This is a genomic window from Enterococcus casseliflavus NBRC 100478 (genome assembly GCF_001544095.1).
GTDB classification, from domain to species: Bacteria; Bacillota; Bacilli; order Lactobacillales; family Enterococcaceae; genus Enterococcus_D; species Enterococcus_D casseliflavus.
Genome location: NZ_BCPT01000008.1, coordinates 43,859 through 56,531, shown reverse-complemented (window position 1 = coordinate 56,531; position 12,673 = coordinate 43,859). Strand labels below are relative to the sequence as shown.

Here is a 12,673-nt window from a genome sequence, read left to right as displayed (position 1 = left end):
CTTTATAAAATATACCGGCTTAAGTCTTCATCTTTTGCGATTGACGCAAGTTTTTCTTCCACATACGCTTCTGTGATCGTGATTTCACCCATTTGCATCTCAGATGCTTCAAACAATAGATCTTCAAGTAGTTTCTCTAGGATCGTATGCAAACGACGGGCTCCGATATTGTCGGTATCGCGATTCACTTGATACGCGATTTCGGCAATTTTTTCGATGGCTTCCATCGTAAAGACCACTTTGACATTCTCGGTTCCTAACAAGGCAACGTATTGTTTGACTAAGGCATTGTTTGGTTCCGTTAAAATTTTAACAAAGTCTTCCTTCGTCAAGTCATCCAGCTCCACGCGGATCGGGAAACGCCCTTGCAACTCAGGGATCAAATCACTTGGTTTCGATAGATGGAATGCGCCTGAAGCGATAAAGAGAATATGGTCGGTTTGTAACGTGCCATATTTCGTATTGACTTGTGAGCCTTCAACGATCGGCAAGATATCTCTTTGCACCCCTTCACGAGAAACTTCTCCTGATTGCTGCGATTTCGAAGATACTTTGTCGATTTCATCAAGAAAAATGATGCCGCTAGATTCCGCCAAACGTAATGCTTCGCTATGAATATCCGCGTCGTTGACCAGTTTGGAGGATTCTTCTTGAATTAACAATTCCCGCGCTTCTTTCACGGTTACTGTGCGTTCAATTTTCTTTTGCGGTTTCAATGCACCTAATGTTTCATTCAAATCAATGCCCATTTGTTCTAAGCCATTGTTCATCATTGGCGTTTGATTTTTCGGTTCATCGACTTGGATCGTCACTTCTCGGTTATCCAAAAGGCCTTTTTCTAATTGTTCGAAAATCGCTTGGCGATTGCTGCGAATCTCATCTGTCAATTCTTCTTTTGGTTCTTCTGGTTGTTGTGCGGCGTTGAACATATTCATCATTTGTTCATAAGGATTGGTGTTCTTTTTCTGTTCCTTTTTAATACCAGGGACTAAGACTTTTACTAAACGACGATTGGCTTTTTTCTCCGCTTGGATGCGTACGTTTTTATATTGTTCTTTTTTCACGATTTGGATCGCATTTTCAACGAGGTCACGTACCATCGATTCTACGTCTCGACCGACATAGCCGACTTCCGTGAATTTCGTCGCTTCTAACTTAACAAAAGGTGCATCAACGATCTTCGCTAACCGTCGCGCAATTTCCGTTTTCCCAACGCCCGTTGGTCCAATCATCAAAATATTTTTTGGTGTGACATCTTGCTGCATTTTTTCATCTAATTGCAGACGGCGGTAACGATTTCTTAAAGCAACCGCCACTGATTTTTTGGCATTGGTTTGTCCAACGATGTATTCATCTAATTCTTTCACGATCTCTCGTGGTGATTTGTTTTGGTTTGTCATATCGTCATCCCTCTTTAAAACTCTTCTACAATGATATTGTGATTCGTAAAGACACAAATGTCTGCTGCGATATTCAAGGCACCTTCAGCGATTTCTTTGGCAGATAGTTCACCGCCATAACGTTTCATCGCACGGGCTGCCGCCAAGGCATAGTTTCCACCTGAACCGATAGCTAAAATCCCTTCATCTGGCGAAATGACCTCACCTGTCCCAGAGACTAAGAGCATCTCCTTGTCATTCATGACGATCAGCATCGCCTCTAATTTTTGCATCGATTGCTGCGTCCGCCATTCTTGTGCCAACTCTACTGCAGCTCGTTGCAAGTTTCCGTTGTATTCATTTAGTTTTCCTTCAAATTTTTCTTCCAAGGTAAAGGCATCTGCCACACTACCGGCAAAGCCAACGATCACTTCACCGTTGTATATTCGACGGACTTTCCGAGCGGTTCCTTTCATAACGACCTGTTCTCCCATCGTTACTTGTCCGTCACCGGCCATGGCAAACTTGCCATCTTTTTCAACCGCACAGATGGTGGTTGAATGAAATTCTGACTTCATTTACGTTCCTCCTGTACCAATTTTACGCACGTGGATGAAATTGGCGATAATTTTTTTGTAAACTGTCTTTGGTGACATGCGCATAAATCTGTGTCGTCGATAGATTGGCATGCCCCAACAATTCTTGAACGGTCCGCATATCGGCGCCGTTGTTTAATAGATGGGTCGCAAACGTATGCCGCAGCATATGAGGATGGATTTTACTGTCTAAACTGCTTTTTCGGATGATTTGATTCAATACATACTCGATCCCAGTTGCAGTGATCCCATCACCAAGATGATTCACGAAGAGAACCTCGTGTTCCTTGTTCTGCTTTGCCATCAGCTGCTTGCGTCCTGAGGTAAGATAGCGCTTGACTGCCGCTTGTGCGTAACTGCCGAAAGGAACATAGCGATCTTTGTTGCCTTTTCCGTGGATCAGCAAAACGCCGCTTTCCCAATCGATCGCGCCCAGCGTCAGACTGCTACACTCGCTGACCCGCAGACCTGAACCGTAAAGGACTTCTAACAATGCTTGATTGCGCTGTTGTAATGGCTCATCACCAGCGACACTTTGAAAAAGAGCATCCATTTCCTTTTCATAAAAAAAACGCGGCAATTTAGCGTTTTTCTTTTTTAAATGAATGTAGGCGAAGGGATTCTCTTTGACGATCTCATGCTTGGTTAGAAATTGGTAGAATGAACGCAAGCTAGCCATTTTCCGACTGATGGAATTACGGCTATACCCTCGTTCCGTCAAATAGCTCAAATAGACACGAACATCACGATACTCCACCGCTAACGGGTCTTCATTGCCAGACTCTTTCAAGAAGTGAAAAAAATCGCTCATATCTTCTTGATACGCTTTTTTTGTCTTTTCCGAATACCCTCTTTCAACAATAAGATAACGAAAAAACTCTTCTTGTAATTGATCCGTTTGCAAAGTAACCCCCCTTTTCATGATTCGAAATAACTTTAGCATAGACCACAAAAAAAAACAAATGAATTGTCAGAATTTAATCAATATTTCAAAGTTTAGACATAATTGTGAAAACTTTCTAAGAATCTTCGTAAGATTCTTATCATTCTTCAGAAAGATCACTCAAAAGAGCCATAAAAACGTACCAATCCCTTTCTCAAAATAGAGAGGGACTGATACGTTTCCACTTATTTGCTTTTATTCGATTGGACCAGTTGTTGGCTGAGGCGAACCATTGCTTTTTGAAACAGCTTGAACTAGCTCTTTGTTTCCTTGTTTTGTGGACATCGTGTCATTGATCAACGCCACTAAGTCTAATCCGGTGGTTTCTTTGATCGTATCAAAGGTTCGCGCTAAACCAGCTTCCCCCATTGATTGAAGCCCATCGTTGCCGCCAAAGCTGACCACTTTATCGATATTGCTAAGGGGCGCATTGACTTCTTTTGCGATTTCAGGCAGCACTTTGATGAACTCCATCAAAATACCAGCTTCGTTCAGTTTGGTCAAAGCAATCGCCATCTTTTCACGGCTTTCCGCTTCGGCTTGACCGACTTTTGCGATTCGTTCCGCATCGGCACTACCTAATTTTTCAATTCGTTCCGCTTCCGCTTGTGCAGCCAATTTGACTTTTTCCGCTTCGGCTTGTGCTCGGGCGATTTCACGGGCTTTGTCTGCTAATGCGTTTTGTTCAACGACATATTTATCTGCTTCGGCTTTTTTACGGACAGTTGCATTCAATTCTTTTTCTGTCAATTCCGCTTGTTTCTCTTGAATCTCAATATTTTTTTCTTGCTCGATCAATTGCACTTTCATTTGTTCACCGACCGCGATTTGCTCCGCTTTCGCATCCGCAACTTCACGTTCTTGTTTGTACTGCGCTTGTTTCAACGCCATATCTTTTGTCGCTTCCGCGATTTCTGTTTGGCGACGGATCTCTTCATGCTGTGCCAATTGCTCATTCTCAGCTTGCTTGATCCGCGTTTCTCTTAAGGCATTGGATTCTGCTACTTCAGCGTTCTTCTTCACTTCAGCAATCTGGGGACGCCCTAAAGCATCCAGGTACCCATTGCTGTCGCTAACGTCTTTGATCGTAAATGATACGATCTCCAGCCCCATTTTTTTCAAATCCGTAGAGGCAACTTCTTGTACTTGTTCCGCAAAATCATCGCGATTTTTGTAGATGGCTTCCACCGTCATCGTTCCTAGAATTGCCCGTAAGTGACCTTCTAAGACTTCTTGCGCTTCATCTTCCAGTTCACCAGTGGATTTACCCAAGTATTGTTCAGCGGCTGTCTTGATCGACTCGGTACTGTTGCCGACTTTCACTAACACCGTGGCACTGGCTTTGATCGGTACGCCTTGTTCTGTATAAACTTCTGGTGTCCCAATCTCTAACTTGTGGGTCAGTAAACTTAATTTATGTGCCTTTTGAACAATAGGAATCACAAACGTCCCACTGTTTTTTAAAATCTTGATGCCTTCTTTTCCTAAAAACGACCCCGTGACGATCAACGCTTCATCGGGTTTTCCGATTCGGTAGCGTATCATCAAAAAGGCGATCAATAAAACAACGAGGACGACGCCCCATAAGATCGGATTACTTAAAAAATCAACTGCTGATCCTGTATCCACCATAACCTAACACTTCCTATTCTATAAAATTTTTACTTTCAACCACCAACGCGATCCCTTTTTTATCAAAATCGACAATGATGACTTTGGTGCCGACTGGCAATCGAACATTGTTTTCACGATCTTCTTCCCGAAAAAAACGAGCAGGATAAACAGAACGTGCACCTTGACTCCCTATTTCCATGACTTCGCCGATTGTGTCTCCGACAATCTTTTCCGTCAGTTCGCCGATCACAAACTCATTGCGGCTAATGACATTGCTGCGGTTTTTGTCTGTGATGCGATTGTAGAGCCACATAAAGGGGCCCAACAGCAAACTAAATGCAACAAAGACAACGAAAATGCCCCCGACCAAGAGGATCAGCAAACCTAAAAATTGGATCACTGTAGGAAAACGTTGTAAATAGTTTTGAATCAAATGAATCCATTCTCCGATCACCATCTTCACCACCTTCTGTCATTGTTACTGTCTATCATAAGTCACCTTGATTAAAGTTTCAAGACAAATTAAAAAAAAACTCTCTCACCAATTATCAGTAAGAAAGTTTTCGATCATCGTGCTTATAATTGTTCCTTGGCTTTTTCTAAAGCAGCTAACGCTCGATTTGCCAATGCTTCATAACGGGATTTCTTGTCTCTGATTCGCTCTGGAAGTTCTGGCAACAACCCAAAGTTTGCATTCATTGGTTGGAAGTGTTTGCCTTCAGCATGGGTGATATAATACGCCATACTACCAATCGTCGTTTCTTGTGGCATAATGATCGGTGCTTCGCCTTTTGCAAGTTTGGCAGCGTTGATGCCAGCCATCAACCCGCTGGCTGCACTTTCCACATACCCTTCGACCCCTGTCATTTGTCCAGCAAAAAAGAGGTCCTCACGTTTTTTCGATTGATAGGTTTGTTGCAAAAGCTCAGGTGAATTCATAAAACTATTCCGATGCATCACGCCATAGCGCACAAATTCAGCCTCTTCCAAGCCAGGGATCATCCGGAATACCCGTTTTTGTTCGCCCCATTTCAAATGTGTTTGAAAGCCAACGATGTTGTAAAGAGAAGCCGCCGCATTGTCTTGACGCAGCTGAATCACTGCGTAAGGACGCTTGCCAGTTTTCGGATCTTCTAACCCAACTGGTTTCATCGGACCAAACAACATGGTTTTCGGACCACGACCAGCCATGACTTCGATCGGCATACACCCTTCAAAGAATTTTTCTTTTTCGAATTCTTTCAAAGGAGCCACCTCTGCATTGACCAAGGCCTCACGAAACGCATAAAACTCCTCTTCATTCATCGGACAGTTCAGATAGGCTGCTTCACCTTTATCGTAACGAGATTTCAAATAAACTTTATCCATATTGATGGTTGATTTGTCAACGATTGGAGCTGCGGCATCATAGAAATAAAATCCTTCAGATCCGTTAAACGCTTGGATCGCTTTTGAGAGCGGTTCAGAAGTCAATGGACCTGTTGCGATCACAGTGATGCCTTCTGGAATTTCAGTGATCTCCTCTTCGATGACTGTAACTAAAGGATGCTCCTTGACACGTTTGGTGACCAACTCTGAAAAATCATCGCGATCCACAGCTAAGGCACCACCTGCTGGAACCGCTGTTTTGTCTGCAGAAGTGATAATCACTGAATCCAAGCGACGCATTTCTTCTTTCAAGACACCGACCGCATTCGTTAAATTGTTACCTCGTAGTGAATTGGTACAAACAAGCTCGGCAAAATTATTTGTGTGATGGGCTTCTGTCGACTTCTTAGGACGCATTTCATAAAGATTTACTGCGACACCTGCTTGCGCTGCTTGCCACGCAGCCTCGCTTCCGGCTAAACCGGCACCAATAACATTGATTTCTTTCATAGTGCTCTCCTTTTATTTCAAAAGCTCGTCTCTTTTCATAAGAAACAGCTTGTATTAATCAAAAGGACCGGCGCTTTCTTTTGTCAGCCAATAATGAGGCTGACCGTTCAAGAGAATACGCCGATTCTTTTTTAACAGGATATCCTGCTAGTTATTTTTGCACATTTTCTTCATAGTCGCCTTTGATACAAACGACTTGTTTCCCACCTTTGACTTTCTTTTCGACTAAATAATTATCACACTTCGGACAATTACGCCCCACTGGTTTGTCCCAAGAAGTAAAGTCACATTCAGGGTAGCGGGTACAACCATAAAACAACCGGTTTTTCTTCGATTTGCGTTCAACGACTTGCCCTTGATGACAGACCGGGCACTCAACGCCGATTTCTTTCACGATTGGTTTTGTGTTGCGGCAATCTGGGAAATTACTGCAAGCATAAAACTTTCCGTAGCGGCCTAATTTGATCACCATCGGATGACCACAAAGATCGCAATCAAAGCCTGCAGGTTCATCTTTGATTTGAATTTTTTCGATACTTTCTTCTGCAGTCGTCAATTCTTTTTCAAATGGGCGATAAAACTGATCGACAACTTTGACCCATTCTTCTTTCCCAGCTTCAATGCTATCCAAGCTATTTTCCATTTCAGCAGTAAAATGCATATCAACAATTTGCGGGAAGAATTCCTCGATCAACGAATTGACGATCTCACCAAGTTCAGTTGGCTCAAAACGTTTTTGCGTCAATTTCACATAATAACGCCGCTGAATGGTTTCTAACGTCGGTGCATAGGTTGAAGGACGACCCACACCGTTTTCCTCAAGGGTTTTGATCAACGTTGCTTCGCTGTAACGAGCAGGTGGTTGGGTGAAATGCTGTTTCGGTTCGATCGATACGGATTGAACGACATCTCCTTCGACTAACTCTGGCAAGATGTTCTCTTTGTCTTCTTTGCCATCATCGCGTCCTTCCACATAGACCTGCATAAATCCTTTGAATTTGATCTTTGAACCATTAGCAATAAAGATGACACCATTTTGATCCAAAGTAACTTTCATCGTAATCAAAATGGCAGGCGTCATTTGACTAGCCACAAAGCGAGACCAGATCAAGCGATACAATTTTAATTGGTCTTTGTCTAAGAATTTCTCCATGGCTTCTGGCGTACGCAAAACACTGGTCGGTCTTACTGCTTCATGGGCATCTTGTGCCCCTTGTGCATTGGCGCGTTTTTTGCCACCGTGAGCGGAGAACTCTGAACCATAGGTGTTTTCGATAAATTCGGCTGCTTCCCCTTTGGCTGTGTCAGCGATTCGCGTCGAGTCGGTACGCATATAGGTAATCAAACCGACAGTCCCTTGTTTGCCAAGGGCGATCCCTTCATAGAGCTGCTGTGCGACCATCATGGTTTTCCGCGTTCGAAAGTTCAGTTTGCGGGCTGCTTCTTGTTGCAAACTACTGGTGGTAAATGGTGCAGCTGGATTCCGTTTGCGTTCTTTCTTTTCAACCTTTGTCACTTGAAAGTCTTTACCAGAAAGGCGATCGGTGACTTCTTTAATACTTTCAGCATTCGGTAATTTTTTCTTTTTGCCATCTAAGCCCCAAAAATTGGCTTTGAATTTCTTCGTGGCTTTTTTAAAGTTTCCATCAATGCTCCAATATTCTTCGGGAACAAAATCACGGATCTCTTTTTCACGATCAATAATGATCTTAAGCGCCACCGATTGAACACGGCCAGCACTTAACCCTTTTTTGACTTTGCGCCAAAGGATCGGACTCAATGAATACCCGACTAATCGGTCTAAGATCCGCCGTGCTTGTTGGGCATCGACGAGATCCACATCGATCGTTCTTGGCTCTTTGAAGGCTGCTTTGACCGCATCTTTAGTGATTTCATTAAAGACGACACGATTTTTATCTTTTAAATCTAGTCCAAGTAGAAAAGCTAAATGCCAAGCAATGGCTTCTCCTTCTCTATCCGGGTCACTTGCGAGGTAGACTTTTTCAGCTTTTTTCGCAGCAGAACGGAGACTTTTGATCACGTCCCCTTTTCCGCGGATCGAAATGTAATGCGGCTCATAATCATTTTCGACATCGATCCCCATCTTACTTTTAGGGAGATCACGAATATGACCGACACTTGCGACGACTTTGTAATTTCGTCCAAGGTATTTTTCAATGGTTTTCGCCTTTGCGGGCGATTCCACGATTACTAAATATTTATATGCCATATAAAGAATGGCTCCTTCCTGAATTTTTCCTACTATTATATTCTATCAATCAGTGAACCTATCGTATGCAGATGAAACATACAAATCGTAGCTTATCATAGCTTTCAAGAAAAGGTTTGTCAAGGAAGGTTGATTGGAAAAATCAAAAAAAGGCTAACTCTTGTAAAATATCCGACACACTAATCGTACATTTTGCACCATCTTGAATCAAGCGGTGACAACCTTTTGACTGATCCGAAATCATTTCCCCAGGCACTGCAAAAACTTCTCGTCCGTTTTCCATCGCTAACTGTGCCGTAATCAAAGAACCGCTTCTTTCCTTGGCTTCAATTACGCAGACCCCTTTTGAGATCCCAGCAATAATGCGATTGCGCAGCGGAAATTGGTATCTTTGCGGTTTGGTATCGTGCGGATATTCGCTTAGCACCAGATGTTCTTGACGGATCTGCTGGAACAACCGGTAGGACGATGCCGGATAACAATGGTCCATCCCAGAAGCAATCACAGCAATGGTTTGTCCACGATTTCTGATGGCTGATTCATGGGCAAAGCTGTCGACACCATAGGCCAATCCGCTAACGATGGTATAATTTTCCGTCACTAGAGGTGGAATCAGCTTTTCGCAAACTTTTCGTGCGTATAAGGACGCCGTTCTTGCACCAACAAAGCCAATCATGGTCGTTTGTAGCAATTGCAGATTCCCTTCATAAAAAAGCATCAATGGCGGGTCTGCAATTTGTCGTAAAAGCATCGGATACTCCGCCGAGAAGAAAGTGAGGTAGTTTTGTGCGCCCATCTTTTGTGCGATGTGTTCGTCTGTCAATCGCTCCCATGATCGCCGAAAAACCGCACGGTGCTGTGGAAGGACCCCGATGGCAATCATCTCTTCCAGCGAACAATTCATCTCTTTTGTTTCCAACCAATGCCAAATGATCTTCCAACAACCTTGCAGACCAATTCCCTGACAGTAGTACAGTTTTATCAACTGTTTTTCAAAATCTGTTGCTTGTTGATACTTCATAAACAAAGCCCTCTTTTCTTAGTAATCTTACTTATAAGATTCGCTAAAAAAAGAGGGATGGATGAAATTTATAGATATTGTTTTACTGGCGCAAATGTTTTTCGATGAATAGGACAGATTCCGTGGGCAGCTAGCCCTTCTAAATGGACTTTGGTTCCATACCCAGCATTTTGATCAAACCCATAAAAAGGATAGACTTCATGAAAATCTTTCATTAAATTGTCTCGATATACCTTGGCGATGATACTTGCTGCGGCAATGGAAATGGAACGGGCATCTCCTTTGATCAAGCTTTGTTGAGGGATTTCCGTCTCGATCGTCATCGCATCGATCAGCAAATACTCGGGCTTGACTGCTAAGTCGATCAAGGCTTCTTTCATTGCTAGACGACTGGCTTGATAGATATTTATCCGATCGATTTCTTCTGGACTGACGACACCGATACCGACAGCAACGGCTTTGTTTTGAATTTCGATAAACAGCTCTTCTCTTTTCTTCGCAGAAAGCTGTTTGGAATCATTTAGACCTAAGATCTGACAATCCTTAGGCAAAATGACCGCAGCTGACACCACGGGGCCTGCTAATGGTCCGCGCCCTACTTCATCTAAACCAGCAATAAAACGGGCGCCTTGCTGAAATGCTTCGTTTTCAAAACGCATCATTTCTTCGTATTTTTCCTGCAATAGCTGGTGTTTCACTCGCTGTTTCTCGTATTGTTGCAGCAGCTTTTGGACCCCCGCTCGTTCATCTGCTTGCAGCGCCTGTAAATACGCTTGGTCATTGAAAGCTGGATCAAATAATCGCTCTTTGATTGTCTTAATCGGTTGTTTCATCTTGGCTTTCCATTTCCTCCACTCGATCTAATGTATATCGGCCCAATTTCCCTTGCCGAATGTCGAAGACAACGAGTTCGCTTCCTCGATCGTAATTGTCTTTATAGCCACGTTTTTCCGTGATTTTCATCAACAGATCTGGCGCTAACAACGCCTCTTCTTCCGCTTTTAATTGGTAACGATTCGCGATTCTTTCAGGATAATAGCGGGCAAAAAAATCAAGTCCATACAATGCGATATCATCCAAATGGATCAGCTGGTCTTTGATCGCACCGGTCAATGCCAGCTTCTTGCCGATCTCCGGATCTTCAAATTTTGGCCATAAGATCCCGGGCGTATCTAGAAGCTCTAGATCAGTCCCAAAACGCAGCCATTGCTGCCCTTTCGTCACGCCGGGTTTATTGCCCGTCTGAGCGATTTTCTTCCCTACTAAGCGGTTCATCAAGGTCGATTTTCCGACATTCGGGATGCCGATCACCATTGCTCGAATCGCACGAGGCTTCAAGCCTCTCGCTTTGTCGCGAGCAATTTTTTCCTTCAAGACTTGTTTCGCTGTAGGAACAATGGCTTTAACCCCTTGATTGTCTTGGGCGTTGATTGCCAGTGCTAGATAGCCTTGTGCTTGGAAATAATGTTCCCATTTTTTGGTTTGAACGGGATCTGCGAGATCCGCTTTATTGATCAAGATCAATCGTGGTTTTTGTTGTAATAATTGATCTAACATGGGATTGCGGGATGAAATCGGCAAGCGTGCGTCCACGAGTTCAAAAACGATATCCACGAACTTTAATTTTTCACTTACTTCACGTCTGGCTTTCGCCATATGGCCTGGAAACCATTGAATGGTCATTTGAACGTTTTCCTCCTTGGTACTTCTTCGAATTGATAAAAAAGACAGTCGTTTTTATATTCGTGTAGTCTATAGGTGACAAGAACGAAGGCTGCTTGCTTTTTTTGAGTCAGAGAGTCCCATCAGTGCAGCAAACTAGCTGAACTGTTTGCGGATCAATGTTCTTTTTTCAACCTGGTGCATAGGAAAAGCTTCGAGCGCGTTTGTTTCAACGCTCCTTGACTTTTAATTTTGGGGAAGTGGTTGAATGAAGCATCCTTAACGCTTTATTTTGGTTTTTCCTAACACACTCACAATAGTCTGACTGCTTTTTTGCTATCTTTTATCTTAGTTATTGTACCATATTTCACACGACATGTTTCATTCTGACTAAGGTTAAAAAGTCATTTTCTTCTACTTAGTGAGAAAAACGAACGATCCTTACTTTTCATCAATGGAAGTATTCGAATGAAGACGTTTTTTCCGCTGAATCCTGTTACTAATCAACAAGAGGAGGATAAGAACAGTGATCACGCCTAGCATCAATCCTACTTTTTGCTGCTGTGCTTTTTTGGCGGCGGCTGTTTCTTTTTCTTCAACATAAGGAATTCTTTTGCCCCGTACCAATAAACGATGGCTATTGACCATATAGGGGGTACAGGTCAACAGCGTGACGTAATCGCTGCCTTTCACAATTTTTAATGCCTGAGTATCATCAGGGTCGACCGTTTTTATCTGATCTACTTGATACGCCAATGTATCATCAAACGTTTCGATATAAAACTCATCACCGATCTGCAGCTTAGGCAGATCAGTAAAGAGCGTTGCACTCGTTAACCCTCGGTGTCCGCACAAAACCGCATGGGTATCTTCACCACCTATTGGATACGAAGCGCCCTCCAATAATGTTGCGCCTCTTTTTAACAACGTATCGGTGGTTTGATCAAAAATCGGGAGAGCGACACCAATTACGGGGATCTTTAAAACACCGATCGTATGTCGTTCATAGTAATCAGGTGTATCGCCTGATTCTGAGTCCCTTGTTTCTGATAAATCTTGCGTTTCTTTGATTCCAGGATTGCTGGGCTGCTGTGCCAGCTCTTGATTCGCTCGTTCCAACTGGTTCCTTTTTTGTTGCTTTTCTATTTCACTCATTTTTTTGGCTTGGCTCTGGTAGAAACTGATCAACTGTTGATCAAAAAACGTGTTGAGCTGATTACTTACAAAAGGATAACTGATGATCAAAACCCCTAGCAGCAGCAGAACACCCATCAGAAAATCCAATAAAGTTACTTTTCTAGTTGGTGCTTTTGCGCCATTTCTTCGTCTGATACTCATCGTGCTTTTTTC

Annotated in this window: 11 protein-coding genes; all 11 read right to left on the bottom strand. The window is 43.1% G+C overall.

Translation table 11 applies throughout. The features are described 5' to 3' along the window. Positions 1-2: 2 nt before the first annotated feature. The 11 genes from hslU to ECA1_RS08340 all read right to left on the bottom strand — a co-directional run bounded on the left by hslU (position 3) and on the right by ECA1_RS08340 (position 12,661). Positions 3-1,400 carry an ATP-dependent protease ATPase subunit HslU gene (gene hslU / locus ECA1_RS08390; protein ID WP_060792221.1) on the bottom strand — a complete coding sequence of 466 codons (1,398 nt, stop codon included), beginning with the start codon at positions 1,398-1,400 and terminating at the stop codon, positions 3-5. A 14-nt stretch (positions 1,401-1,414) separates the two neighbouring features. Continuing rightward, positions 1,415-1,957, bottom strand: a complete 543-nt coding sequence (gene hslV, locus ECA1_RS08385) for an ATP-dependent protease subunit HslV (RefSeq protein WP_005229630.1) — start codon at positions 1,955-1,957, stop codon at positions 1,415-1,417. 22 nt (positions 1,958-1,979) lie between these two features. After that, on the bottom strand, positions 1,980-2,918 hold the full coding sequence (xerC, locus tag ECA1_RS08380) for a tyrosine recombinase XerC (RefSeq protein ID WP_081091721.1): 939 nt from the start codon (positions 2,916-2,918) through the stop codon (positions 1,980-1,982). 195 nt (positions 2,919-3,113) lie between these two features. Further along, positions 3,114-4,550 (bottom strand): flotillin family protein, encoded by a 1,437-nt coding sequence (locus ECA1_RS08375; protein ID WP_010749391.1) that lies wholly within the window; start codon positions 4,548-4,550, stop codon positions 3,114-3,116. 13 nt (positions 4,551-4,563) lie between these two features. Then, positions 4,564-4,989: a hypothetical protein gene (locus ECA1_RS08370; protein WP_060792219.1), complete on the bottom strand. Its 426-nt coding sequence runs from the start codon at positions 4,987-4,989 to the stop codon at positions 4,564-4,566. A gap of 119 nt (positions 4,990-5,108) precedes the next feature. Beyond that, positions 5,109-6,410 carry an FADH(2)-oxidizing methylenetetrahydrofolate--tRNA-(uracil(54)-C(5))-methyltransferase TrmFO gene (gene trmFO, locus ECA1_RS08365; protein ID WP_005229622.1) on the bottom strand — a complete coding sequence of 434 codons (1,302 nt, stop codon included), beginning with the start codon at positions 6,408-6,410 and terminating at the stop codon, positions 5,109-5,111. Between the two features lie 151 nt (positions 6,411-6,561). Beyond that, entirely contained in the window at positions 6,562-8,640 is a 2,079-nt protein-coding gene (topA, locus tag ECA1_RS08360) for a type I DNA topoisomerase (protein WP_060792218.1), read from the bottom strand. Positions 8,641-8,782: 142 nt separating this feature from the next. After that, positions 8,783-9,661, bottom strand: coding sequence for a DNA-processing protein DprA (gene dprA, locus ECA1_RS08355; RefSeq protein ID WP_060792217.1), 879 nt, complete (start codon positions 9,659-9,661; stop codon positions 8,783-8,785). A gap of 68 nt (positions 9,662-9,729) precedes the next feature. After that, positions 9,730-10,494, bottom strand: a complete 765-nt coding sequence (rnhB, locus tag ECA1_RS08350) for a ribonuclease HII (protein ID WP_060792216.1) — start codon at positions 10,492-10,494, stop codon at positions 9,730-9,732. Continuing rightward, positions 10,478-11,344 carry a ribosome biogenesis GTPase YlqF gene (gene ylqF, locus ECA1_RS08345; protein WP_005229614.1) on the bottom strand — a complete coding sequence of 289 codons (867 nt, stop codon included), beginning with the start codon at positions 11,342-11,344 and terminating at the stop codon, positions 10,478-10,480. The genes rnhB and ylqF overlap by 17 nt, the downstream gene beginning before the upstream one ends. Before the next feature lie 420 nt (positions 11,345-11,764). After that, positions 11,765-12,661: a class C sortase gene (locus ECA1_RS08340; RefSeq protein ID WP_060792215.1), complete on the bottom strand. Its 897-nt coding sequence runs from the start codon at positions 12,659-12,661 to the stop codon at positions 11,765-11,767. Positions 12,662-12,673: the final 12 nt, after the last annotated feature.